General features: G+C 74.7%; 18 protein-coding genes and 1 pseudogene. 9 read left to right on the top strand and 10 right to left on the bottom strand.

Annotated elements, in window-relative coordinates:
• Window positions 1-35 precede the first annotated feature (35 nt).
• The 3 genes from OHV05_RS31100 to OHV05_RS31110 are packed head-to-tail and all read left to right on the top strand — an operon-like array spanning window position 36 to window position 3003.
• The gene (locus OHV05_RS31100) at window positions 36-863 is read left to right on the top strand and encodes a siderophore-interacting protein (RefSeq protein WP_405020639.1); all 828 of its coding nucleotides are present in this window, start codon (window positions 36-38) and stop codon (window positions 861-863) included.
• Window positions 860-1909 carry a FecCD family ABC transporter permease gene (locus tag OHV05_RS31105; RefSeq protein ID WP_405020640.1) on the top strand — a complete coding sequence of 350 codons (1050 nt, stop codon included), beginning with the start codon at window positions 860-862 and terminating at the stop codon, window positions 1907-1909. The genes OHV05_RS31100 and OHV05_RS31105 overlap by 4 nt, the downstream gene beginning before the upstream one ends.
• A complete protein-coding gene (locus tag OHV05_RS31110; RefSeq protein ID WP_405020641.1) occupies window positions 1906-3003 on the top strand; it encodes a FecCD family ABC transporter permease in 1098 nt (365 codons plus the stop codon). The genes OHV05_RS31105 and OHV05_RS31110 overlap by 4 nt, the downstream gene beginning before the upstream one ends.
• Window positions 3004-3060: 57 nt before the next feature.
• On the opposite strand, the gene OHV05_RS31115 is transcribed toward OHV05_RS31110, so the two are convergent.
• The 5 genes from OHV05_RS31115 to OHV05_RS31135 all read right to left on the bottom strand — a co-directional run bounded on the left by OHV05_RS31115 (window position 3061) and on the right by OHV05_RS31135 (window position 8136).
• Complete coding sequence (locus OHV05_RS31115) at window positions 3061-3840, bottom strand: ABC transporter ATP-binding protein (RefSeq protein WP_405021587.1); 780 nt, start codon at window positions 3838-3840, stop codon at window positions 3061-3063.
• A gap of 11 nt (window positions 3841-3851) precedes the next feature.
• Window positions 3852-4478 (bottom strand): isochorismatase family protein, encoded by a 627-nt coding sequence (locus OHV05_RS31120; RefSeq protein WP_405020642.1) that lies wholly within the window; start codon window positions 4476-4478, stop codon window positions 3852-3854.
• An 18-nt stretch (window positions 4479-4496) separates the two neighbouring features.
• Window positions 4497-6128 (bottom strand): (2,3-dihydroxybenzoyl)adenylate synthase, encoded by a 1632-nt coding sequence (locus OHV05_RS31125; RefSeq protein WP_405020643.1) that lies wholly within the window; start codon window positions 6126-6128, stop codon window positions 4497-4499.
• Window positions 6125-7303 (bottom strand): isochorismate synthase, encoded by a 1179-nt coding sequence (locus OHV05_RS31130; protein ID WP_405020644.1) that lies wholly within the window; start codon window positions 7301-7303, stop codon window positions 6125-6127. Before OHV05_RS31130 ends, OHV05_RS31125 begins: the two co-directional genes overlap by 4 nt.
• Window positions 7304-7386: 83 nt before the next feature.
• The gene (locus OHV05_RS31135; protein ID WP_405020645.1) at window positions 7387-8136 is read right to left on the bottom strand and encodes a 2,3-dihydro-2,3-dihydroxybenzoate dehydrogenase; all 750 of its coding nucleotides are present in this window, start codon (window positions 8134-8136) and stop codon (window positions 7387-7389) included.
• Between the two features lie 264 nt (window positions 8137-8400).
• Here OHV05_RS31135 and OHV05_RS31140 point away from each other — a divergent pair, with 264 nt between their 5' ends.
• The 5 genes from OHV05_RS31140 (at window position 8401) to OHV05_RS31160 (ending at window position 16322) form a co-directional block, all read left to right on the top strand.
• Window positions 8401-9993: a phytoene desaturase family protein gene (locus OHV05_RS31140; RefSeq protein ID WP_405020646.1), complete on the top strand. Its 1593-nt coding sequence runs from the start codon at window positions 8401-8403 to the stop codon at window positions 9991-9993.
• A 93-nt stretch (window positions 9994-10086) separates the two neighbouring features.
• The gene (locus tag OHV05_RS31145; RefSeq protein WP_405020647.1) at window positions 10087-11274 is read left to right on the top strand and encodes an AAA family ATPase; all 1188 of its coding nucleotides are present in this window, start codon (window positions 10087-10089) and stop codon (window positions 11272-11274) included.
• The gene (locus OHV05_RS31150) at window positions 11271-11744 is read left to right on the top strand and encodes a hypothetical protein (protein ID WP_405020648.1); all 474 of its coding nucleotides are present in this window, start codon (window positions 11271-11273) and stop codon (window positions 11742-11744) included. The genes OHV05_RS31145 and OHV05_RS31150 overlap by 4 nt, the downstream gene beginning before the upstream one ends.
• Window positions 11745-11784: 40 nt before the next feature.
• On the top strand, window positions 11785-13476 hold the full coding sequence (locus OHV05_RS31155) for a hypothetical protein (protein ID WP_405020649.1): 1692 nt from the start codon (window positions 11785-11787) through the stop codon (window positions 13474-13476).
• Complete coding sequence (locus OHV05_RS31160; protein WP_405020650.1) at window positions 13473-16322, top strand: bpX6 domain-containing protein; 2850 nt, start codon at window positions 13473-13475, stop codon at window positions 16320-16322. The genes OHV05_RS31155 and OHV05_RS31160 overlap by 4 nt, the downstream gene beginning before the upstream one ends.
• 9 nt (window positions 16323-16331) lie before the next feature.
• Here the strand turns inward: OHV05_RS31160 and OHV05_RS31165 are convergent, their stop codons facing one another.
• Window positions 16332-17117 (bottom strand): TIGR04222 domain-containing membrane protein, encoded by a 786-nt coding sequence (locus OHV05_RS31165; protein ID WP_405020651.1) that lies wholly within the window; start codon window positions 17115-17117, stop codon window positions 16332-16334.
• Window positions 17118-18088: 971 nt separating this feature from the next.
• Here OHV05_RS31165 and OHV05_RS31170 point away from each other — a divergent pair.
• A complete protein-coding gene (locus OHV05_RS31170) occupies window positions 18089-19405 on the top strand; it encodes a hypothetical protein (protein ID WP_405021588.1) in 1317 nt (438 codons plus the stop codon).
• 16 nt (window positions 19406-19421) lie between these two features.
• Here the strand turns inward: OHV05_RS31170 and OHV05_RS31175 are convergent, their stop codons facing one another.
• The 4 genes and pseudogenes from OHV05_RS31175 to OHV05_RS31190 all read right to left on the bottom strand — a co-directional run bounded on the left by OHV05_RS31175 (window position 19422) and on the right by OHV05_RS31190 (window position 23516).
• Window positions 19422-19910: a hypothetical protein gene (locus tag OHV05_RS31175; protein WP_405020652.1), complete on the bottom strand. Its 489-nt coding sequence runs from the start codon at window positions 19908-19910 to the stop codon at window positions 19422-19424.
• Window positions 19911-20123: 213 nt separating this feature from the next.
• Window positions 20124-20990: a geranyl diphosphate 2-C-methyltransferase gene (locus OHV05_RS31180; RefSeq protein WP_405020653.1), complete on the bottom strand. Its 867-nt coding sequence runs from the start codon at window positions 20988-20990 to the stop codon at window positions 20124-20126.
• 16 nt (window positions 20991-21006) lie between these two features.
• A pseudogene (locus OHV05_RS31185) lies at window positions 21007-22101 on the bottom strand (family 2 encapsulin nanocompartment cargo protein terpene cyclase); the annotation flags it as partial.
• A 17-nt stretch (window positions 22102-22118) separates the two neighbouring features.
• A complete protein-coding gene (locus OHV05_RS31190) occupies window positions 22119-23516 on the bottom strand; it encodes a family 2B encapsulin nanocompartment shell protein (protein ID WP_405020654.1) in 1398 nt (465 codons plus the stop codon).
• Window positions 23517-24134 lie beyond the last annotated feature (618 nt).

Below are 24134 nucleotides of genomic sequence, written 5' to 3' on the forward strand. Positions count from 1 at the left end.
GCCGTGCCACTCCTCCCACCGGATAGGGCCGAACGATGACCACCGAGAGCGCTCCGCCGCGGATGCGGATCGTCCGCCATCCGCTCAAGTACCGCCTGCTGGAGGTCACCAAGGTGGACCGGGTCACCCCCGGCACGGTCCGGGTGACCTTCGCCGGGGAGGCGTTGGAAGGTTTCTGCGAGCAGGCGCCGACCGACCACGTGAAGCTCTGCTTCCCCGAGCCCGGCGCCGAACTCCCGGTCGAGCCGGTGGTCGAGAACGACACCTGGATGGACGCCCCGGTCGAGCCGATCACCCGGGACTACACCATCCGGCACTACCGGCGGGCCGAGCGGGAGCTCGACATCGACATGGTGCTGCACGGCACCGGCATCGGTTCGACCTGGGCCGAGCAGGCCGAACCCGGCATGCGGCTGGGCGTGTTCGGCCCGCGCGGCTCGGAGGAGATCGACTTCGTCCACGACTGGTACCTGCTGGCCGCCGAGGAGACCGCGCTGCCCGCGCTGGCCCGCTGGATCGAGATGCTGCCCGCCGGGGTGAAGGTGATCGCCTTCGCCGAGGTGCCCGGGGCTGACGACGAGCAGGAGTTCAGGACCGTCACCGACCTCGACCTGACCTGGCTGCACCGGGGCTCCGCCCCGGCCGGTTCCACCGACCTGCTGGAGCGGGCGATCCGGGCGGCCGAGCTGCCGACGGGCCTGGGCTTCGCCTGGATCGCCGGCGAGGCCACCACCCTCAAGCCGATCCGCCGTCACCTGCGCGGCGAGCGCGGCCTGGGCAAGGAGCAGGTCGACGTGGACGGCTACTGGAAGCGCGGCGTGGCGAACCACGACCACCACGAGGACGACCACGAGCAGGCATGAGCACCGCGACACTCGACCGGCCGGCGCCGGTCGCCCGGCCCCGCAAGGGGCGGGCCAGGAAGGTCGGTTGGCTGCTCGGCTCGCTGGTGCTGCTCGCCGCGGTCGCGGTGGCCGGGATCGCGGTCGGCGCCCGGTACATCCCGCCCGCCCAGGTGCTGCACGTCCTGCTGCACCACGAACCCGCCTCCGAGGACTGGATCGTGGTGCACCACGCCCGGATCCCGCGCACCCTGCTGGGGATCGCGGTCGGCGTGGCGCTCGGCCTGTCCGGCGCCCTGATGCAGGCGCTCACCCGTAACCCGCTCGCCGACCCCGGCCTGCTCGGGGTCAACGGCGGGGCGGCCGCCGCCGTCGCGGGCGCCACTGCGCTGCTCGACCTGCGCACGTTCGGCTCGTACGTCTGGTTCGCGCTGGCCGGGGCCGGGATCGCCGCGGTACTGGTGCACCTGCTCGGCGGCAGTGGCCGGGCCTCCTCCACGCCGGCCCGGCTGGCGCTGGCCGGCACCGCCGTGACGGCCGTGCTGACCGCCTTCGTCAACGGCTTGATCCTGCTCGATCCGCTGACCCTGAACCGGTTCCGGTTCTGGCAGGTCGGCACGCTGGCGGGGGTGGACGCGGGCGTGGTCCGCCAGGTGCTGCCGTTCCTGGTGGTCGGCACGGTGCTGGCGCTGGCGCTGGCCCGCCCGCTGAACGCGATGGCGCTGGGCGACGAGGCCGGGCACGCGCTCGGCGCCAACCCGGTCCGCACCCGCGCGCTCGGCGTGCTCGCCGTCACCCTGCTCTGCGGGGCCGCCACCGCCGCCGTCGGCCCGATCGCCTTCGTCGGCCTGGCCGTTCCGCACCTGGCCCGGTACGTCTGCGGGCCCGACCAGCGCTGGGTGCTGGCGCTCTCGGCGGTGTTCGCGCCGGTGCTGCTGCTCGGCTCCGACGTGCTCGGCCGGGTCCTGCTGCACCCCGGCGAACTCCAGGCCGGGGTGGTCACCGCCTTCCTCGGCGCCCCGCTCTTCATCGCCCTGGTCCGGGGCCGGAGGATCGCCCAGCTGTGAACGGAACGAAGACCGCCCCCGCCGCTCCGGCTCCGAGCGCTCCGACCGCCCCGGCAGTCGTGCCGCTGCATGCCGTCCGGCTGCCCGGCGGCCGGTCAGTCCGGCTGCACCCCCGGGCCGCCGCCGTGGCCGGACTGCTGGTGCTGGTGCTGCTCGGTCTGACGGTGTGGACGCTCACCATGGGCGACTTCCCGCTGCCGGTGCCCGACGTGCTCAACGTGCTGACGGGGGGCGGCAGTCGGGCCGAGCGGTACATCGTGCTGGAGAGCCGGCTGCCCCGGCTGCTGACCGCCCTGCTGGTCGGCGCGGCACTCGGCCTGGCCGGCGCGTTGTTCCAGGCCCTGGCCCGCAACCCGCTCGGCAGCCCCGACGTGATCGGCTTCACGGTCGGCTCGGCCACCGGCGCGCTGGTGGTGATCCTGCTGATCGGCGGGGGCGCCGCCACGGTGGCGTCCGGGGCGGTGGCGGGCGGCCTGGTCACCTCGGTGCTGGTCTACCTGCTGGCCCGCAAGGGCGGCAGCCAGGGTTACCGGCTGGTGCTGGTGGGCATCGGGATCAGCTCGCTGCTCGCCTCCGCCAACGCCTACCTGATCGCCCGGGCCTCGTTCGGCGACGCGCAGAGCGCCGCCGTCTGGCTGACGGGCAGTCTGAACGCGCGCGGCTGGGAGCAGGCGGGCCCGATGGCCGTCGCGCTGGCGCTGCTGCTGCCCGCCGCGCTGCTGCTCGGCCGCCCGCTGCGGATGCTGGAGATGGGCGAGGACTCCGCCGCCGCACTGGGCGTCAGGACCGAGCGGGTCCGGGTCTGGGTGCTGCTGGTCGGGGTCGGCCTGACCGCCGCCGCGACGGCGGCGGCGGGCCCGATCCCGTTCGTCGCCCTGGTGGCCCCGCAGGCGGTCCGCCGGCTCACCCGGACCACCGGCCCGAACCTGCTCGGCTCGGCGCTGCTGGGCGCCGCGCTGCTGGCGGCGAGTGACATCGCGGCGCAGCGCCTGCTGGCCCCCACCCAGCTGCCGGTCGGGGTGTTCACCGGCATGCTGGGCGGCTGCTACCTGATCTGGCTGATCGCCCGTCAGTGGCGCACCGGGCGGGCCTGACACCAGGTACGTCGAAGGCCCCCGCAGCTCTGCGGGGGCCTTCGTACGGTGCGGCCGTCAGCGGCGGGACGGGGCCATCGGGATGACCAGCGGGGTGCCGGTCTGCGGGTCGGCGATGATCTGGCAGGGCAGGTCGAAGACCCGCTCCACCAGCTCGGCGGTGACCACCTCGGCGGGCGGGCCCTCGGCCACCACCGCGCCGTCGCGCATGGCGATCAGGTGGGTGGCGTACCGGGCGGCCTGGTTGAGGTCGTGCAGGACGGCGACCAGGGTGCGGCCCTGCTCCTCGTGCAGCCGGGCACAGAGGTCGAGCACCTCGACCTGGTGCGCGAGGTCGAGGAAGGTGGTCGGCTCGTCGAGCAGCAGCAGCGGGGTCTGCTGGGCGATCGCCATCGCCAGCCAGACGCGCTGGCGCTGACCGCCCGACAGCTCGTCGACGAAGCGGTCGGCGAGCGCGGCGACGTCGGTGGCGGCCATCGACTCGGCGACGATCCGCTCGTCCTCCCGGTTCCACTGCCGGAACAGGCCCTGGTGCGGGTACCGGCCCCGGGCCACCAGGTCGGCCACCGTGATGCCGTCGGGCGCGGTCGAGCTCTGTGGCAACAGGCCGAGCCGGCGGGCGAGTTCCTTCGCGGGCAGGCCGCTGATCCGCTCGCCGTCCAGCAGCACCCGGCCCGCGCTGGGCTTGAGCAGCCGGGCGAAGGCCCGCAGCAGGGTGGACTTGCCGCAGGCGTTCGGCCCGACGATCACGGTGAAGGAGCCGTCCGGGACGGCCACCGTGAGGTCGGTGGCGACGGCCCGGTCGCCGTAGCGCAGGCTGACGTTCTCGGCGTGCAGCCGGCCGGTGCTCACCGGCCCGCCAGCAGCTGGTCGGTGGAGACCACGACGCCGCAGCGGTCGGCGATCCAGGCCAGTGCGTCGCGGTGCCGCTCGGCGGTGAAGTCCGCCGTCGCGTCGGCCACCACGAACGCCTCGATGTCGTGCTGCCAGGCGTCGCAGGCGGTCATCTGGACGCCGATGTGGGCGTAGACGCCGACCAGCACCAGCTGGTCCCGGCCGGCCGCCGCGAGCGAGGCGGCCAGGTCGGTGCGGGCGAAGGCGCTGTACTTCCACTTCGTCAGCAGGACGTCGCCGTCGACCGGTTGGACCTGGGCGGGCATCGCCCGGGCGGGCGGGTCGGCGGGCAGGCCGGGGCCCCAGAAGTCGTACTGCAGGCCGCGCTGTTCGCGGGTCTGTCCGCCGCGCTGGTGCGAGTAGTAGACCGGCATGCCGTGGGTGCGGGCGTGCGCCAGCAGCCGGGCGGTGTTGGCCAGTGCGGGGGCGAGCGGGGCCTGGTCCGGGGGGAAGGCGGCGAGGAAGTAGTTCTGCAGGTCGTGCACGAGCAGCGCGGCCCGGGCGGGGTCGACCTGCCAGGGCACCCGGGCCGGCGGGAGGTCCGTCGGCAGCGGGTACGGGCTGATGCGGGGCAGTGCCATGGTGATCCGGGGTCCTTGTCAGCTGGCGGGGGTGCGGAGGTCCTTCTTGCTGACCTTGCCGATGCCGGTCTGCGGGAAGGCGGTGACGAACTCGACCCGGTCCGGCACCTTGTAGTCGGCCAGGCCGCCGGCCCGGACGAACGCCTTCAGTTCGACGGCGCGAGGCCGTTCGGCCCCGGCCCGCAGGATGACGTACGCGCAGGTCCGCTCGCCCAGGTAGGGGTCGGGGGTGGCGACCACGGCCACGTCGTGCACGGCCGGGTGGCCGAGCAGGACGTTCTCCACCTCCTCGGCGGCGACCTTCTCACCGCCCCGGTTGATCTGGTCCTTGGCCCGCCCCTCGACCACCAGGTGGCCGGTGGGGGTGCGCCGGACCACGTCGCCGGTGCGGTAGAAACCGTCGGGGGTGAAGGCGGTGGCGTTGTGCCCGGGCGCGTTCCAGTAGCCCCGGATGGTGTACGGGCCACGGGTCAGCAGGTGCCCGGTGCCGCCGGGCGGCACGTCCCGGTCCAGGTCGTCGACCACCCGGATCTCGTCGGCGGCGTCGGCGATCGGGCGGCCCTGGGTGGTCAGCACGGTGGGCTCGTCGTCGTCCGGGCGGGTGTAGTTGACCAGGCCCTCGGCCATGCCGAAGACCTGCTGGAGCCGGCAGCCGAGCGCGGGGCCGATCCGGCGGGCCGCCTCCTCGCTCAGTTTGGCGCCGCCGACCTGGAGCAACTCCAGGCTCCCCAGGTCGTGTTCACCGCCGGCCGCGGCGTCCGCCCAGGTCAGGGCGAGCGGCGGGACCAGGCCGGTGAGAGTCACCTGCTCGCGCTCGATCAGCCGGAAGGCGGTGCCCGGGCTCGGGTCCGGCGCGAGCACCACCCGGCCGCCGGCGTGCAGGGCGCCGAGCGTGCCGGGGGAGCTGAGCGGGAAGTTGTGCGCGGCCGGGAGTGCGCACAAGTAGACGGTGTCGGCGCCGAGTTCGCAGATCCGGGCGGACTCGCGGACGCTGTAGAGGTAGTCGTCGTGGGCCCGGGGGATCAGCTTGGGCAGCCCGGTGCTGCCGCCGGAGAGCTGGAGGAACGCCAGGTCGCCGGAGTCCGGCGGGTCGGCGACCGGGACGGGCTCGGCCGCGCGCAGCTCGTCCAGCGGGGTGAAGGCGCCGGGGTCGCCGACCACCACCACCTCGCCCAGCGACGGCACGGCGGTCAGCACCTCGGCGGCCAGCGCCCGGTGGTCGAAGCCCGCGTGCCGGTCCGGCACGATCAGGGCGCGCGCCCCGGCGAACCCGCAGAAGTACGAGAGCTCGGCCCGGCGGTGCGCGGGCAGTGCCATCACCGGCACGATCCCGGCCCGGAGCAGGCCGAAGAAGACCTCGAAGAACTCGGCCACGTTGGGGAGTTGGAGCACCACCCGGTCGCCCCGGCGCAGGCCGCGGGCGAGCAGTCCGGTGGCCAGCAGGTCGGCCCGGCGGTCCAGTTCGGCGTAACTCCAGTGCCGGTCCCCGTCGGTGACCGCGATCCGGTCGGGGGTCGCGGCGGCATGCCGGCGGATCATCTCGTCCAGCCGCTCGCCGGTCCAGTACCCGGCGGCGCGGTAGCGGGCGGCGAACCCGGCCGGCCAGGCGGTGTCGGTGGTCCACGGGGTGTCGGTGGTTCGGGTGGTCACGAGGCGTTCTCCAGGCCGACGGCGTGCAGGAAGGTACGGAACTTGGCGCCGGTCTCGGCCAGTTCGGCGGCCGGGTCGGAGGCGGCCACCACGCCCGCCCCGGCGTACAGCCGCAGGCGGTCGCCCTCGGCCTCGGCGCAGCGCAGGGTGACCACCCACTCGCCGTCGCCCCGGGCGTCGCCCCAGCCGACCACGCCGGTGTAGAGGTCGCGGTCGAAGGGCTCCAGCTCGGCGATCAGTTCACGGGCCCGGTCGGTCGGGGTGCCGCAGACCGCCGGGGTGGGGTGCAGCGCCAGCGCCAGGTCGAGCGCGCTGGTGCCGGGGTCGCGCAGGGTGCCGGTGACGGTGGTGGACAGGTGCCACATCGCGGCGGTGCGCAGCAGGGTGGGCCGCTCCGGCACCACCAGGTCGTCGCAGTACGGCGCCAGGGCGCGGCGCACCGCGTCCACCACGAAGGCGTGCTCGGCGAGGTCCTTGGGCGACTCCAGCAGGGCGGCGGCGCGGCGCAGGTCCTCGGCCAGGTCGCCGCAGCGGGCGGCGGAGCCGGCCAGCGGGTTGGAGACCACCGCGCGGCCCCGGCGGGAGACCAGCAGTTCGGGGCTGGCGCCGACCAGCGTGGCGTCGCCGCCGGCCGGGACGGCGAAGGTGTAGCCGCTCGGGTCGCGGTGGATCAGGCGGTGCAGCATGGCGGGCAGGTCGGCGCCGCCGGGCGTGCTGAGCTCCAGGGTGCGGGCCAGCACCACCTTGGCCAGCTCGGGATCCTCGGCCAGCAGCCGGACCGCCTCGGCGACCGCGTCGGCGTACACCTGCGGTGCGGGGACCGGGGTCTGACGCCAGATCCGGTCGGCGGGCGCCGGCGCGGCCGGTTCGAAGAACGGGTCCTCGGCGACCGGCCCGGCGCGGCGCAGGTCGGTGGGGACGAACAGCCGGGCCGGGCGGCCGGGGGCGAACGGGATGGCGCCGATCACCACGCCGGTGCTGTCCGGGCCGAGGTCACGCAGCAGGGCGGTGGCCGTGGCCGGGTCGGTCACGGCCCGGTCGACGCCCCGGGCCAGCAGGGTGCCGGTGGGGCCGGCGAGGAAGGCGCCCGAGGGGCTCGGCCGGTAGGCGGCCAGCAGGTCGCCGGCGGCGGGGAGGGCGGCGGGCGCCTCGTGTGCCTCGAACGCCGTGGTCATGGTGCTCCGTTCCGGGATGGGTGCTGTGGTGGGTGACGGCCTGGTGGTGCCGTGGGGCCGGCGGACCGTCGGCTGTGGCTCCGTCAGGCGCGCAGGGTGGCGCCGCCGTCGACGTAGAGGTCGTGCATGGTGATGTGCCGGGCCCGGTCGCTGACCAGGAAGACGACCGCCTCGGCGACGTCGTCGGGGGAGGCGATCCGGCCCAGCGGGATGCCCACCCGGTAGGAGCCCGGGTCGCCGTCGATGACACGCTGTTCGGCGCTGTCGTCGCTCCACAGCGCGCGCTGCATCTCGGTGTCGGTGGAGCCGGGGGAGACCAGGTTGCAGCGCACGCCCTCGGCCGCCAGTTCCAGGCCGAGACAGCGGGTGAACATGGTGGCGGCGGCCTTGGAGGCCGCGTACGCCGCCATGTTGGTGCGCGGTACCCCGGCGGCGTTGGAGCCGACGGTGATGATCGAGCCCCGGCGGCGGGCGGCCATCCGGCGTCCGACCGCCCGGCTGGTGTGGAACACCCCGGTGGAGTTGACCGCGAAGGTCTCGGCCCAGTCCTGGTCGGTGATCGCCAGGGCGGGGGACGGGCGGAGGATGCCCGCGACGTTGACCAGGATCTCGATCGGGCCGTGCTCCCGCTCGATCCGCTCGACGGTCCGCTCGACGGCGGCCCCGTCGGTGACGTCCAGGAAGCCGACCGCGTCGTGCGGGGTCCGCCGGTCGGTGGCCACCACCTCGGCGCCCCGGGCGCCGAGCGCCCGCACCACGGCCGCGCCGATGCCTTGCGCGGCGCCGGTCACCAGGGCGATCCGGCCCTGGAGTTCGAGTATTTCCTCGGCCATCCGTCACACCGCCGTCGGGAGGACGGGGCGCGCGGTCGACGGTGACGGCATCTGGATTCTCCGGGGTGGGTGCGGCTCGACAGCGGGCCGGACTGGGACGGTGCAAAGGTTAGGTTAGCCTAACCGAATAAGCCTCGACTGGCGAGGGCCGCAGCGGCGGTACGGGTGTTGACGGCGGGTCACGCCCGAACTGCCCGGAGGGCGCGATCGTCCGGGCGTCGCGCAGGCGTTTCCCGCGCCGCCCCGGTGGCGTAGCGTGGCCGGATGAACACGAACGCGTCCTCCCGGCACGACGTTGTGATCGTCGGTGGCGGGCACAACGGGCTGGTGGCGGCCGCGTATCTCGCGCAGGCCGGCCTTCGGGTGCTGGTGCTGGAGCGGCTGCCGCAGGTGGGCGGAGCAGCGGTGTCGACCCGGGCGTTCGCGGGGGTCGACGCCAGCCTCTCGCGCTACTCCTACCTGGTGAGCCTGCTGCCGCACCGGGTGGTCCGGGAGCTCGGGCTGCGGCTGGACCTGCGGCGCCGCCGGATCGCCTCGTACACGCCCACCGTCCGGGACGGGAAGCCGACCGGGCTGCTGGTGGACGCGGCCGATCCGGGCCGGACCGGAGAGTCGTTCCGGGCGCTGACCGGTGACGGCCGGGAGTGGCGGGCGTGGCAGTCCTTCTACCGGACCACCGGCCGGCTCGCCGAGCGGGTGTTCCCGACCCTGACCGAGCCACTTCCCTCAAAGGCCGGACTGCGCAAGCGGGTTGCGGACGACGCCGCCTGGGAGTCGTTCTTCGAACGGCCGTTGGGCGAGGCGATCGAGCGGACCTTCGCCGACGACCTGGTGCGCGGGGTGGTGCTGACGGACGCGTTGATCGGCACCTTCACGCACGCCCACGACCCCTCCCTGCTGCAGAACCGCTGCTTCCTCTACCACGTGATCGGCAACGGGACGGGCGACTGGGACGTGCCGGTCGGCGGGATGGGCGCGGTGACGGGCGCGCTGGCCGAGGCGGCGCTGGCGGCCGGCGCGGAGATCCGGACCGACTGCGAGGTCACCGCCGTCGCCACCGACGGGGTCGGCGAGGCCGAGGTGACGTACCGTCACCGGGGCGAGGAGGAGCGGGCGGTGGGCCGACGGGTCCTGGTGAACGCCGCCCCGGCGGTCCTCGAACGGCTGCTGGGTGAGGAGCCCGGGCCCGCGCCGGAGGGTGCCCAGCTGAAGGTCAACATGGTGCTGCGCAGGCTGCCGCGCCTCCGGGACGGTGCCGCGGATCCGCGCGAGGCGTTCGCCGGCACCTTCCACATCGCCGAGGGCTACCGGCAGTTGGCGGCGGCGCACGCCGAGGCGGCGGCGGGCCGGATCCCGTCGGCCCCGCCGTCGGAGATCTACTGCCACACGCTCACCGACCCGTCGATCCTCGGGCCCGAGGCGCTCCGGCAGGGCCTGCAGACGCTGACCCTGTTCGGACTGCACATGCCCGCGCGGCTGTTCGCCGACCCGGCGGCCAAGGAGCGGGCGCTGGCGGCGAGTCTGGCGCAGCTCGACCAGGTGCTGGCCGAGCCGATCGCCGACTGCCTGGCCGAGGACGCCGACGGGCGGCCCTGCCTGGAGGCGAAGACACCGCTGGACCTGGAGCGGGAGGTCGGTCTGCCGGGCGGCCACATCTTCCACCGCGACCTCTCCTTCCCGTTCTCGGCCGACGCCGCCGAGGACGCGGCCGCCGAAAGCCCTGCCGCCCGCTGGGGCGTGGCGACGGCGCACCCCACCATCCTGCTGTGCGGCGCGGGCGCGGTCCGTGGCGGCGGCGTCAGCGGCATCCCGGGTCACAACGCGGCGCAGGCCGTGCTGGCCGAGTCGGCCCGGTAGGGCACGGGGTCCACCGGCGGCGTGTGAGGTGCGGCACGGCGGTGGGAAACCCGCTGGTGGGCCGTGCCGGCGGGCCCGTAGACTCCCGTGCTCGTGACCGAGATCAGCGCCGACCCGAGCAACATCCCCGCCGCCCCCGACCGCTCGCCGCTGGCGGCGGACGCCGAACTGATCGGCGCCGCCGTGGCCGCCGCGGGACGCGGCATGGTGGACCGCGAGACGGTGGCCGAGGTGGTCATGCTCTGTGCGGTCGCAGGGGAGCACCTGCTGGTCGTCGGCGCGCCGGGCACCGCGAAGTCCGAGGCCGTCCGCCGGATGGCCGGTCAGCTCGGCGGGCGCTACTTCGAGTACCTGCTCGGCCGGTTCACCGAGCCGAACGAGCTGTTCGGCCCGGTCGACCTGCGCGGACTGCGCGAGGGCCGGGTCGAGTTCGAGACCGCCGGGATGCTCCCCGAGGCTGAGATCGCCTTCCTGGACGAGGTCTTCCTCGGCTCCACGGCGGTGCTGAACACCCTGCTCGGACTGCTCAACGAACGGGTCTTCCGCCGGGGCCGGACCGTCCTGGCCAGCCCGCTGCGGATCTGCGTCGGCGCCGCCAACCACCTGCCCGAGGACCCGGCACTGGCCGCCTTCGCGGACCGCTTCCTGGCCCGGGTGTTCGTCGAGCCGGTGGCCGACGCCCGGCTGGAGGAGCTGCTGGAGGCCGGCCGCCGCCCCGCCGCCGCACCGGTCGTGCACGGCACCCCAGGTGGCCTGCTCGCCGCCGTGGACCGGCTGGCCACCGCCGCCCGCGGCTGCGACCTCGACGAGGTCACCCCGCTGGTCGGCACGGCGCTGCGCCGACTGCGCGCCGCCGGGGTGCCGGTCAGTGACCGCCGGGCGGTGCGCTCGCAGAAGCTGGTCGCGGCCGCCGCCGTGCTGGACGGCCGGACGGTCGCCTCCGCGCGCGACCTCTGGGTGCTGCCGCTGGTCGCCCCGACCGCCGACACCCAGGCACTGGCCCGGGACACCCTCGCCGACCTGGTGGAGAAGTCCGCCAACCGCAGCCTGGTGCACGCCGCCGAGGAGCTCTCCCGCAGCACGGCCGCCCGCGCCGAGCGGCTGGCCCACACCGGCACCGCGCTGCTCGCCGAGCACCGGGGCCTGCCCGAGGGCCGGGACTCGCGGCTGCGGCTGGAGGCCGCCCTGCGCGAGATCGACGCGGGCTTCGACCCGGCCGACCTGCCGGCCGCGCTGGCCGGGATACGGTCCGAGCTGGTCGCGGCGGTCACTCCCTCGTGAGTCTCGCCGAGCCCTCCGCGCGCCCGTCCGTCCCGCTCCGCTGGGAGCGCCGGGAACCGCCGCTGCCCTCCGTCGCCGTCCTCGCGGTCGGCGCCGCGGTGCCCGGCCTGGCCGTCGCGGCCCGGGAGCGGATCCGCAGCGGGGCCCGCCTCGCGGTGCTCGCCGAGGACGACCCGGGTCTGCCCATCGCCGACCGGATGCTGCTCGTCCTCGGTGCGGAGCAGGACCTGCCGTGGGCGGACGGTGCCCGCTACCTGGGCCGGGACGCCGGCCTGCTGACGCCCACCACCGCCCGCCCCGGGCCGGCCACCGCGCTCTGGCGCCGGGCTCTCGGCGGGGCGGAGGGGCAGCTGTGCGTGCTCGTCCCCGGCCGCGCGCTGGTCGCCGACCCGCCGGTGCCGCTCACCTCCGGGGAGGCGCTGGACCCGTTCACCCGGCCGGCCGACAGCGGAGCGGGCGGCACCTCATGACCCGGCACCCCGAGACCGCCGCCCCGTACGGGGCGGGCCGGTGACGACCTCCCGACTGCCCGCCGCGCTCGCCCCGTGGGGTGCCTCCCTCTCGGTCATCTCGCCCGAACTCGCCGTCGCCCTGGGCCCGTTGCTGCGCCGCCTGGACGCCCTGATCGGCGGGCGCGAGCCGGTGGCCGACGTCCACGGCGACCCCGACGGCCTCGGCGGGCTGGCCCGCTCGGGACGGCCGGATCAGCTGCTGCCGTCCGAGTGGCTGCTCGCGGACGAGTATCCCGAGGAGTTCCTCCGCCGCCTGGTGGACGGTGAACTGCTGCATCTGGCACCGGAGTTCACTACGCCTGCGGTGCGCGGGCGGCTGGTCGCCCTGGTCGACGCCGGTCCTGGCCAGGCGGGTGCCGGGCGGTTGGTCCAGCTCGCCGCGCTGCTCGTGCTGCACCGCCGGGCCACCGCACGGGGCACCGAACTGGTCGTCGGCGTGCTCGGCGACCCGCCGGGCCGCACCCTGACCGGCGACCTCGCCGGGCTGCTGCCGGCCTGGCTGGCCGCCCGCCGACCCACCGACCCGACGCCCTCGGACGTGGAACGCGCCCTGGCGGAGCTGGACGCCGCCGACCGGGCCTGGCTGCTGACCTCGCCCCGGCTGGCCGAACGGATCCCGGCCCGCCCGGGGGTCCTGACCAGCGAACCCGCCCACTGGTCCGCCGACGGCGCGGGCCACGTGCTGGTCCGGCTGGACGGTGCGACGGCCGAACTCCCGCTGCCCGCAAGCCGGATCGCGGTTCGGACACTGCGCGGGGCGGAGTTCCGCCGGGGCGGCCCGGTCACCGTCGCCCGACCGGCCCAGGACACCGGGGCGGCGGATCGGCCGACCCTGCCGGTCTTCACCACCGACGCCCGGACCCTGCTGGCCCGGGGCGGACGGCCCACCACCCTGCTCGCCGTCAACCTGCCGAACCACGACGGCAGCGGCGCCACCGCCCTGCGGCTGCGCCGCCACGACCTGCCCGGACCGGTGCTCGCCGCCGGGCGGACCGGCCGCCGCCTGATCGCCCTGTGTGTCGAGGGCGACCGGCTCACCACCCACGTGATCGGCCGTCAGGTCGGCGACCCCGGCGCGTACACCGCCGAGCTCGCGGCCTTCGGGGCCGACCCGGAGCTGCTCGACGAGCTGCTGGCCGGCCCGGTGCTGCCGCTGCTGCGCCGGAGCTCGGACCTGGAGTTCCCGCTCGGCGGCCGCTGGTGGCGGATCGGACCGGACGGCCGCGTCGCGGCCGACGGCCCGGTCGGCTGGGGGACGCGCGACCGTACGCCCTTCAACCGGCTCCGCGAGCCGAGGCTGTTCGGCGGCACGCTGCACGACGAAGCGCGCCGCATCCACCACTTCCTGCACAGCGGCGGCACCCAGGCCTGGTCGCAGGACAGCCGGACCTGGGAGGTGCGCACCGCCGAGGGAGCCGCGAGCCGCATCACGTTCCGCGAGCAGGCCGAGGTGATCGGCCTCGTGCACGGGCAGCAGCCCACGCTGATCACCCTCAGCCGCAACGGCCACCTGGTGCGCGCCGTGCACTCCGACGGGGTGCGGACGCTGACCCGCTTCTCCGGCGGCGAGGGCAAGCCCACCGTGCACCCCAGCAGGCCGCTGATCGCCGCCGAGACCCGGCCCGGCCGGATCGTCGTCGGCGACGCGACCACCGGCCGGGTCCAGTTCCTGATCGGGGGCACCGAGTGAGCACCACCCCGGACGCGGCGTTCCGCGCCGCCGTCACCGCCACCGGGTTCGTCCTCGACGTGCCCGTGATCGGCGCGGCCGAGGCCGCCGCGCGTGTGGTCGAGTCCTGGCAGGACGGCGCCGAGCTGCGCCGACTGCCGGACGGCCGTTGGCTGTTCACCCTGGCGGCCGCCGTGGAGATCCGGGCCGACCGAGCCCCCGGGCTGCCCGTGGTGCGCACCGGCACGGGTGGGTCGGCCACGCTCGGAGCCGACGCCACTCCGGTTTCGTCCGGGCAACTCGCCCTCGCCTCCCATGGTCTGACGATCCTTCAGCCGATCGCCGGGCTGACCGAGCTGGACCCGTCGGGCTGGCTCGACCTCACCGGGCTCACGGTGCACCGCCCACGGCCGCTCGGTGCGGGCGCGCCCGAGGCCGCGCCCGTGGTCGAGGCGCTGCCCGAGCGGCCGCGCCCCGACCTGCGCGCGGCGGCCGGCATCGCGCCCCCGACGGAGCGGGCCCGGCTGCTCAGGGCGGACGCTCCGGCGGCCCCCCGGCGCCGGCTGTCCCGCTTCCTGCCGCGACTGCGCCCGTCGGCGGCGGTCGGGCCGGCCGTCGTCGGCGCGCTGATCGCGTTGGTGCCCGCGCTGCTGCTGTTCACCTCGTCCACCCTGCTGGCCCCGGGGCACGGCCTGCACGGCTGGGTGCTGGGACTCGTGCTCGCCGTGGCGGTGGCGGCCGCCCGCTCGCGCAGGATCGCCCGGACCGCCGCGGCGGCCCCGCCCGGATCCGGCTCGGGCGCCGCCGCCGGGGCGTCCGGTCGCGCGAAGCCGCGCCGTCCGCTGTTCGGCCCGCTGCTGGCCCGCCTGACGATGCGTACGGCAGGCAACCTGGTGCGGGGCCGGCACGCGCGCTACCTGCGCGAGCTGACCAGGGCGTTCGAGCAGCGCCAGTGGGAGGACGCGCTGCGGGACGCGATCCGGCTGTCGGGCGAGCGGTCGGCCGGTCAGGAGTCCTGGCTCACCCTCGGCCTGCCCCGGCGCCGTACGGGTGAGCTGCGGGCCACACCCCGGACCGGCGAGTCGGGTGCCGCGTCGCCGCTCTCCGGCCTCAGCGTCCACCAGCACCTCGCCGAGCTCTACCGTGCCGCCGCCGAGGACCTGGAGCGGACCGGACGGATCGACGAGGCCGCCTTCGTGCTCGCCGACCTGCTGGACGCCCCGGCCGAGGCGGTCGCGCTGCTGGCCCGGCACGGCCGTACGGCCGCGGCGGCCGAGCTGGCGGAGGGCCGTGAGCTCGCCGCCGACCTGGTGGTCCGGCTGTGGTGGCAGGCGGGCGAGCGCGAGCGTGCCGTCCGGACCGCGCACCGCCGGGGCGCCTTCGCCTCGGCGGTCGACCGCCTCGCGGCCGAAGCGCCGGACTCGGCACGGGAGTTGCGCGCCGCCTGGGCGGCCCACTGCCGGGAGTCCGGCGACCGTCTCGGCGCGGCCGAGGCGCTCTGGCCGGACGAGACCCTGCGCCCCTCGGCGGTCGGTGACCTGCGCGAGGCGGTCGCCCTCGGCGGGGCGACCCGGAGCCGCGCGCTGCCGTACCTGCTGGCGCTCGGCGCCGGAGAGGCGACCCGGGCGCTCGCGCTGGCCGTCCTCGAGAGCGAGGGCGACCCGGTCGTCACCGGACGGTCCGTGCTGGCCGCCGGGCTGGCCAGGCTGCCCGCCGCCGACCCGGCCGTGGACCGCGAACTCGCCACGGCGGCGGCCCGCATGATGGTCCGGGACGGCGGCTTCGGCGGCGACCTCGCCGAGCGGGACCGGCACGCGAGCCACCGGGCGCTGCTGGGCCGGGCCGACCCGCTGGTGGCGGCCGATCTCGCCAAGCCGTACCGCCCGGCCCGGAACGGTGAGCGCGCCGCCGCCGTGCACACCGCCGCCGACCGCCCCGGCACGCTGCCGGTGCTGGACGCGGCCCTGCTCGGCTCCGGCGCCGTCCTGGTCGCCTGCGGCCAGGCGGGCGTCCGCCTGCTGACCTCCGACGGCCGTACCAAGGCTCAATGGGACGTGCCTGCCGACCAGTTGGTGCTCGCCGACCACGACGGCTCGGCCCTGCTGGTGGCGACGTACGGATCGACCAAGGAGATCACCCGGCTGGATCTCGCCACCCGCACCGTCCGCCCCTGGACGACGCTGCGCGCCCGGTGGATCGCCGGCTCCTACGACGGCCGCCACCTGATCACGGGCGACGCCGAGGGCATCGTGGTGCTGGACACCCTCGCCGCCGGACCCACCGTGGTCTGGCGCGAACTCGGCGGCGGCGAAAGGCTGGTGGGCACCGTTGCCCGCACCGCCGACCGGTGTGCGGCCGTCGTGGTCTCGCCGCTCCCCGACGGCTCACCGCTGGTCGAGCTCTGGCGCTGGGACCTGCCCGGCTGGGAGCTGCGCTCCCGACTGGAGCTGGACGCGTTCCACCCCGACCAGTGCGTGCCGCTCGCAGGCGCGGGCCTGCTCACGGCCTTGCCGCAGACGGGGGTTGACGGTGCGTCGGACCGGACCGCCCTGCGTCTGCTCACCGGGCGTCCGCCCGCGCCCGACCTCGACCTGGCGGGCATCGCACCGTCCGGCCCGATCGCCGACGCTGACGACTGGGTGCTGCCGGTACCCGACCCGGCCGGTACCGGATTCCGGCTGCACGCGGGCAGCGGCGTGATCCCGACGGCCACCGTGCTGTTCCCGGGCGCGGACCTGCGCCACACCCCGGGCCTGCGGCGGCACGCCGACGCGGTCACCTACTGGCACCGCTCCGGCCGGGTCCTCGCCACCACCCCGGACGGCGCCACCGTGCTCGCCAACCTGCGGGTCACCGGCACCCGCTGACGGTGGCGGCTACGGGAGGCCGGACCCGTCGCCGCAGCTGTAGGCCGCGGTGCTCCCGCCGGTGCCGAACTCCGAGCCGGGGCGGTCGCCCGGCCGTACGGGCCGGCGCCAGAGCAGCTCGCCCGGCTCGGTGAGACCCGGCAGGTAGTGCTCCACCGCCGGTCGCCCGTGCAGGGCCACCGCCAGGACGATCTCTTCGGCCGAAGCCCGGTTCGGCTGCTCATGCAGGGGATGCGCGGCCTGAAGGGCCTTCAGCAGTCCGGTGCCGGGCGCCCGGGCGAACAGCCGGATCGCGGCACCGGTGAAGCCCGCGCCGGCGGCCCAGGCGAGCACGGAGGAGAGGTCGAGCAGGCCGAACACCGCAGCCGGTGCCGCGGCCAGCACCAGCACGCCCGCGAGGTCACCCCGGCGGACCGGGCGGGCCCGTCGGCGTTCGACCATGACGGCGTCGATCTGCTTTAGGGCCTGCCGCATCTCGCCACGGCCCGGCAGGTCGTCGAGTTCGACGGGAGGCGCGAAGGCCGCCCGGAGGGTGGCGAGGACGGGATCGGTGGGGGTGTCAGCCCGCTCGGTGCGGCTGAGCCGGCCGTCCGGCAGCCGTTCGACCTGGCCGGCCAGATGGAGGGCCACCAGCACTGTGACGGTGAACGCCTGAGTGCCGTTGCGCAGCCAGGCCAGCTGGTACGGGGTCAGATCCTGGTCCGACCCGGGCGGCCGAGCCCGCGTCGGCCGGTGGGTGAGCAAGGCGGCGAACACCGGCAGCACCACTGCCGGGACGAGCAGAAGCCATCGCATGACCTACCCCCGATATCGAACGCCGTGCGAGTGCGCCTCGGCAACGTAGCGCACCCGGTCGGCCGGGAACGGGGGAATTGCGGCACCGGGCCGTGATCGGCCGCGGCCGGGCGGCGGGTATGGTCCGGGACACCTTGGCAGGGCCCGACCCGGCTCGGGGTAACCGTCGGTGACAAGTTGTGACAATCGGTAGATGTGCCTAGTGTGCGTCTTATCTGCCACTGGTGGATCCACCCGGTCGGGGCGCCCTTCCTGCCTGCCCGCCGGGGGCCTCTGGCACTCCGTACGGGCAGGAGCGCGGAGCGATGGCCCGGTCGAGTCGCAAGCCGTCTGCGGCTCCGACGCACCGGGCCGGCTGCCGCGAAGGCGTTCCGGAGGTGCCCGTGATTCCTGCTCTCCGCCGAGCACGTGCCGGGGCAATCGCCCTTGCCCTTGCGCTACTGGCCGTCCCGACCGTTTCCTCGACCCCCAGCTGGTCCGCCGCTCCTCCGTCGGTGACGCAGGATCAGCTGTCTCCTGCGAGTGCCGTGCCGGATGTGGCGTTCAGCGCGCAGCTGACGGTGCATTCGTCCGCGTGTTTCACGGCGAAGTCGGTGGGTGTGGGGGTGCGGGACGGGGCGGACAAGAACCTGGACTTCCCCGGTGGGTTGTCGAATGTGCAGATCTGTCCGCAGGGCCTTTCGCTGACCACGGGGACGCGCACGCTGCCTGCGGGGACGTACCGGATGTTCGGTTACTACCAGGATCAGGCCGGTGCCTGGCGCAACCTCCCCGAACAGCGTCTGGTCGTCGCGGCCGCTCCTCCGTCGGTGACGCAGGACCGGCTGTCTCCTGCGACTGCTGTGCCGGATGTGGCGTTCAGCGCGCAGTTGACGGTGCATTCGTCCGTGTGTTTCACGGCGAAGTCGGTGGGTGTGGGGGTGCGGGACGGGGCGGACAAGAACCTGGACTTTCCCGGTGGGTTGTCGAATGTGCAGATCTGTCCGCAGGGCGTCTCGCTGACCACGGGGACGCGCACACTGGCTGCGGGGACGTACCGGATGTTCGGTTACTACCAGGATCAGGCCGGTGCCTGGCAGAACCTCCCCGAACAGCGCCTGGTCGTCGCGGCCGCTCCGGTCAAGCCGACCCCGACCCCCACGCCGACCCCGACCCCCACCCCGACCCCCACACCCACCCCGACCCCGACGCCCTCGCCGTCCGCACCGGTGGTGACGCAGGATCGGCTGTCGCCCGCCGCCGCCGGTACGGACACGCCGTTCAGTGCGCAGCTGACGGTGCATTCGTCCGTGTGTTTCACGGCGAAGTCGGTGGGTGTGGGAGTGCGGGACGGAGCGGACAACAACCTCGACTTCCCCGGTGGGCTGTCGAACGTGCAGATCTGTCCGCAGGGCGTCTCGCTGACCACGGGGACGCGCACGCTGGCCGCCGGGACGTACCGGATGTTCGGCTACTACCAGGACCAGGCGGGGAGCTGGCGCAACCTCCCCGAACAGCGACTGGTCGTCACGAGCACCCCGATCGAGACCATCGTCACGCCCGTCGTCCCGCTCCCGACCGCCGCCCCCTCGCCTTCGCCCTCGCCGGATCCGACCTCGCCCATCGCGGGGGCCAAGCTGATCTGGTCCGACGAGTTCGACGACCCGATCTCCGCGGTGCGCTGGAACAAGACCGTGAGCAGCGCGTACCGGTACGGCACGCACAACCCCGACGACGACAAGCTCGACCGCATCGACCCGGCCGGCGTCTACGCGGCCAACGGTGTGGCGACCTTCACCGCCCGGCAGAGCACCTTCAAGCTGCCCGGTGCCGGAAGCGTGGCCTGGAACACGGGGCTGCTCACCACGGAGAACTCGGGCGACAAGTTCATGGTCAAGACCGGCGACTACGCCGAGACCCGGGTCCAGCTCCCGGAGGCGCTCGGTGCCTGGCCGGCCCTGTGGACCTGGAAGGACGGCGCCAACGAGGTGGACTCCTTCGAGTACCACCCTGACAACCCGGGGCTGCTGGAGTTGACCAACCACGTCAACCGCGCGCAGAAGTACTGGACCAACGCGGCCGCGGTGAAGCCCGGACAGTGGGTCACCATCGGCACCCGGTACGGTGCCGACTCGGTCGGGTGGTACGTCAACGGGGTGAACGTGTTCGAGGACGGGAAGGGCGTCGGGAAGAACTGGACCGCGTACCTGATCCTCAACCTGTCGCTCTGCTCGGGCGACTTCCACCCGGGCCCGAACCCGGCCACCACGGTCACCTTCGCCTCGGACTACGTGCGGGTCTTCCGCTGACCCGACCGGTACGGGCTCAGCCGGTGACCCGGATCTCGAACGGAGCAGAGTTGTTCGTCGAGTCCGGGTCGTCGGCCGAGTCGATGGTCACCGTCCCGCCGGTCAGCACCGTGTCCGGCGGGACGTCGGCGTCGACCCGCACGGGGACCTGGGCGGTGGCCGAATCCTCTTCGTCCAGCCCGGCGCGGAACGTGCAGCGCACGCTCCGGGCCTCGGCCAGCACCACGCACCGCCTGGGGAAGTAGGGGTGCTGGGGGCTGGCTTCGGCCGGTGCGGTGCCCTCGGGGAGCGCCACGGTCACGGTGAACTCGCCGGCCGTCCCGGGGCCCCTGTTCTGCACCAGGCCACGCACCGTCACCACTTCGCCGGCGGCCACCGGGTCCGGGGCGACCGGTTCCACCCGCAGGTCGGCCTGTACCGCCCGGGGGGCGGCGGCGGGCGCCGCTCCCAGCAGGGCGCCCAGCGTGCCGCAGAGCACCGCCACCGTCGCCAACCTACGCATCATGGGTCCACACCTCGCGCGCCGTGCCTGATCCTGCTCGGACTCCGCCACGCTAGGACCTCCGGGCCGGGTCGGCGCCCGGCGACGCGCACGGCCGCACGAGTACCGCCCGGAAGGCCGAACGGGTGGCACCGGGCCCAGCGAGCGGACGCGGCGGGGCGCGGGAGCCGTTCGGCGACCGGCTCCCGCGCCCGGATCAGGTCGGCTGACCGGGGGTCAGACCCGGTCGGCCGCGATCAGCAGGTACTGGAAGGAGCCGTCCCGGTAGGAGTTGATGAACGCCTCCTCGATACCGGTGACGATCGAGGTGGTGGCACGGAGCTCCCAGTACGGCAGGGTGGCGGGGGTCAGGTCGATGACGGCCTGCGGGACCAGGCGGTTGTCGGCCATCGCGCGGAGGTACTCGCGGCGGGAGTGGATGTTGCACTCGAAGTGGGCGTTGATCTGCGAGACCCACTTGGAGGGCTGGCCGTAGACCGGGTTCCAGCAGCCGGTGATGGTCACGTAGCGGCCGTTCCGGGCGAGCACCCGGGCGTGCTCGGCGAACAGGTCGTCGAGGTCCACGTACATGCTGGACTCGTTGTTCCAGGAGGCGGCGGCCTGGCCGGTCTCGAACGGCATCTGGAGCATGTTGGCGACCCGGGAGCGGACGGCGTGGTCGATGCCGAGGTCGCGGGCGCGCTGGTTGCCGAAGTCGGCCTGCTTGGCGGAGAGGGTGACGCCCTCGACGGTGCAGTTGAAGCGCTGATGGGCCATCACCATCGAGCCGCCGCGCCCGCAACCCGCGTCGACCAGGGTGTCGTCGGCCCGGATCGGGCCGAGGTGGTCGAGCAGCACGTCGGTCTGGGCGGACTCCAGCCGGTGCAGCTCGGCGACCACCTTGTCCTCGCGCTCGGCGTCGGAGGCGGCGTCGATGGCGCTCCGGTCGACCTCGCCGATGCCGTAGTGGTGGTGGTAGAGGCCGTCGACGTCGCCGAGCCGCAGGTTGACCGGGCGGGCCTCGTGATCCCAGTACCGGGCGATGTCGCCCTGGTAGCTGGACGCGGGAGCGGGGATGGCGGCGCCGGGAACGGTGGTGGTCATGGGTTCTCCTCTTGGGTTACCAGAAGTCGGGCAGGGTGTAGCGGTAGGAGTTGGTGCGGTGCCAGTGGTGGTTGCCGTCGACCCAGGCCGCCACGCCGCGCAGGAAGCGGAGCAGGGTCGGGACGGGGCAGGCGGCGGCGAGGGCGGCGGACTCCGCCTCGAAGGCGTGCATCAGGTCGTTGTGGATCCGGACGGCCTTGAGGTACGCCTCGCGGTCGTCGAGGTCCTCCTGCCGCGCCACCACCACCGGTAGGTTCAGGTGCAGGCCGGGGCTGTCGAGTTCCTTGGTGTACGAGTAGAGGTCGTTCATCACCGTGGTCGCGTTGGACGCCAGGGCGATCACCCGTTGCAGGGCCGGCAGCGCGTGCAGGTCGGCGGCCAGCTCGTAACCCCCGACCGTGTCGGTGATGGTCGGGCAGGGCCGGAAGTTGTTGAACTGGCGCATCGTCAGGTACTCCCACACCTGCGGGACGTACTCGGCCTGCGCCCAGGCGGCCTCGGCGAGGTAGCCCAGGTGCAACCGGGCCATGTCGTGGCGGTAGCGGTCGGCCTGGGACGGGCCGGCGCCCTCGACGAAGTACCGCATCGCGGAGCGGTAGGCCCGCCGGGGGGCGTCGGCCCGCAGGGACTCCTCCCAGGCGGGCTGGTACTCGGAGGTGGTGTGGACGTCGTCGAGGGCGGTGTGCGCGAGCAACAGGCGCCCGCCGAGGCCGACCGGGGAACCGCCGTGGTCCTCGCAGTAGGTGTCGTCGAGGACGTTCTCGGCGGCCATCAGCCGGGTGGCGAGCATCAGGTGGTCGACGGTGGGCGCGTCGGGGTGACAGGCCGTCATGTAGCTGCCGAGCGCGAAGCCGTCGAACTGGTCCTCCCACTCCGGGGGGAACAGCTGGACCTCGTCCACGGCCCACGCCTTGATCCGTCGGCTGACCTCCTCGACCCGGGCGGGGTCGGGCTCGGTGACGGGGTGGTGGTAGAGACCGGGGACCGGGTCGCCGGGCGCCGGGGGGCCCGACCGGGTCGGCTCCGCAGTTGCCGGGGCGGGCAGCACCGGCGGTGGCGTCAGGAAGAGGCTCTGGGTGCCCAGGCCGCTGGGCCCGCGCAGGAGGCGCCGGAGGTCGGTGGGGTCGATCATGCCGCTGCTCCGATCTGGCAGTTCTCCAGCAGCCCGAGCGCGTCGGGGACCAGTACGGCGGCGGAGAAGTAGGCGGTGACCAGGTAGCGCATGACGGCCTGCTGGTTCGTCCCCATGAAGCGGACGTTCAGCCCGGACTCCACCTCTTCGGGCAGCTCCTGCGGCCGGAGGCCGATGACGCCCTGCGACTGCTCGCCGAACCGCATCGCCATGACGGTGGAGGTGTGGGTGTCGGAGACCGGGATCTTGGAGCAGGGGTAGATCGGCACGCCCCGCCAGGCCAGGACCTGGCGGCCGTCGACCTCGGCCGGATCGGGGTACAGGCCACGGCTGTTGCACTCGGCGAAGAACGCGGCGATCACCTTGGGATGGGCGAAGAACGCGTGGGTGGACCGGCGCATGGCGAGCAGCCGGTCGAGGTCGTCGGGGGTGGGCGGGCCGCTCCGGGTGGAGATCCGCTGCTCGTAGGCGGCGTTGTGGAGCAGGCCGAACTCCCGGTTGTTGACGATCTCGTACTCCTGCCGCTCGCGCAGCTCCGCCACGGTCAGCCGGAGCTGCTGCTGCAGCTGGTCCATCGGGTCGTTGTAGAGGTCGGCGACCCGGGTGTGGACCTGGAGCACGGTCTGAGCGAGCGACAGCTCGTACTCGCGGGGGGCGAGTTCGTAGTCGACGAAGGTGGTGGGCAGGACCGGCTCGCCCCGGTGGCCGGCGCTCACCGCGACCTCGGCCTCGCCCTTGCGGTTGACGGCGCGCCGCGCGCGGGCCCGGAAGGCGGCGACGTGCTCCTGGAGCGACGGGGTGCGGTCGAGCAGCTCCCGGTACCGGGCCCAGGGCAGGGCGAGCACGGTGCCGTCGGTGGCGGCCCGGAGGGTGGCCGACCAGGCCGGGTCGGAGGTGAGGTGCGCCTCGTCGCCCAGGTGGGCGCCGTCGGTGAGCACGCCCAGCAGCTGGGGCTCGCCGTACTTGCCGGCCACGATCCGTTCGAGCCGCCCGTGGGCGATCAGGAAGACCTCGTCGACCGGCTGCCCCTGCTCGGCGAGCAGGTCGCCGGACCTGACCTGCCGGGGCTCGAACCCGGCGGCGAGCTCGGCGAGGACATCCTGGTCGGGATAGTCGCGGAGCAGGGGGAGGGCGTCCAGCGAGGCGGGGACGACCCGGACCCGGTCGGCGCCCTCCTGGACGAAGAGCACCCGCCCGGCGCCGGTCCGCAGGGTCAGCCGCCGGTTGACCCGGTAGGTGCCGGCGGCGACGTCCACCCAGGGCATCGCCCGCAGCAGGTGGCGGGAGGTGATGCCCTGCATCTGGGGTTCGGACTTGGTGGTGGTGGCCAGTGTCCTGGCCGCCCGGGTGGACAGACTCGACTGCGGGACGGGTGGCGCGTCCAGGTCAGGCATGACTACTCCTCGAGGAATGGCGCCCGCGGGGCCTGCCGGGGCGCGAGTTCACCGCAAAGGCGCGCAGGACGGATCGGCCGGGCTCGACGGGGCGGGGCGTCGGTCGCTTCTTCGCGCGGGTCGTGCGTCAGTGCGGCGGGGCGGCCGGTCTCCGGAGTCTTCGGGAGGGCCTGCACCGGGTGCCGGGGCACGGTGGTGCGGCGATCGGCGCGACAGTCACTGACGGATCCCCCCGGATCGATTCACGGCTTCCGGGGATCATGGTTCCGGAGTCGGGCCTGGTGCCGGGGCAAAGGACCGCAAGCGACCGAATGTGACCGTTCCGCTTCGTAGCGTGCCGGAGTCGGGTCGTCGGGCTCGCCGGTCGGGGTGCGGCTCCGGGGCGTCCGGCAGCCGGACGTGTGCACGGCGAGTTACGGGCGGATGGCGGTGCCCGGTGGCGTCCGAGAGCCGGGCGCCCCGGGGCTGCCGGGGTGAGCGGGGTCGGCGCGGGGTGGCCGGGGTCGCCGGTGACGCCCGGTCAGGGGTGGGCTGACCAGCGGGGACGCGGCGGGTCTGCGTTCGGTGGCCGGTCGGGGCGGCGGGGCCGGGGCGGGCCGGATGTCGAGTTGGCCGTCG

The sequence above is a fragment of the Kitasatospora sp. NBC_00070 genome (assembly GCF_045041205.1).
Taxonomy (GTDB): Bacteria; Actinomycetota; Actinomycetes; order Streptomycetales; family Streptomycetaceae; genus Kitasatospora.

Coding starts and splice junctions, on each gene's coding strand:
- OHV05_RS31190 (WP_405020654.1), bottom strand. CDS start 23,516: ATGCCTGACCTGGACGCGCCACCCGTCCCGCAGTCGAGTCTGTCCACC.
- OHV05_RS31130 (WP_405020644.1), bottom strand. CDS start 7,303: ATGACCACGGCGTTCGAGGCACACGAGGCGCCCGCCGCCCTCCCCGCC.
- OHV05_RS31180 (WP_405020653.1), bottom strand. CDS start 20,990: ATGACCACCACCGTTCCCGGCGCCGCCATCCCCGCTCCCGCGTCCAGC.
- OHV05_RS31105 (WP_405020640.1), top strand. CDS start 860: ATGAGCACCGCGACACTCGACCGGCCGGCGCCGGTCGCCCGGCCCCGC.
- OHV05_RS31175 (WP_405020652.1), bottom strand. CDS start 19,910: ATGATGCGTAGGTTGGCGACGGTGGCGGTGCTCTGCGGCACGCTGGGC.
- OHV05_RS31135 (WP_405020645.1), bottom strand. CDS start 8,136: ATGGCCGAGGAAATACTCGAACTCCAGGGCCGGATCGCCCTGGTGACC.
- OHV05_RS31120 (WP_405020642.1), bottom strand. CDS start 4,478: ATGGCACTGCCCCGCATCAGCCCGTACCCGCTGCCGACGGACCTCCCG.
- OHV05_RS31165 (WP_405020651.1), bottom strand. CDS start 17,117: ATGCGATGGCTTCTGCTCGTCCCGGCAGTGGTGCTGCCGGTGTTCGCC.
- OHV05_RS31100 (WP_405020639.1), top strand. CDS start 36: ATGACCACCGAGAGCGCTCCGCCGCGGATGCGGATCGTCCGCCATCCG.
- OHV05_RS31140 (WP_405020646.1), top strand. CDS start 8,401: ATGAACACGAACGCGTCCTCCCGGCACGACGTTGTGATCGTCGGTGGC.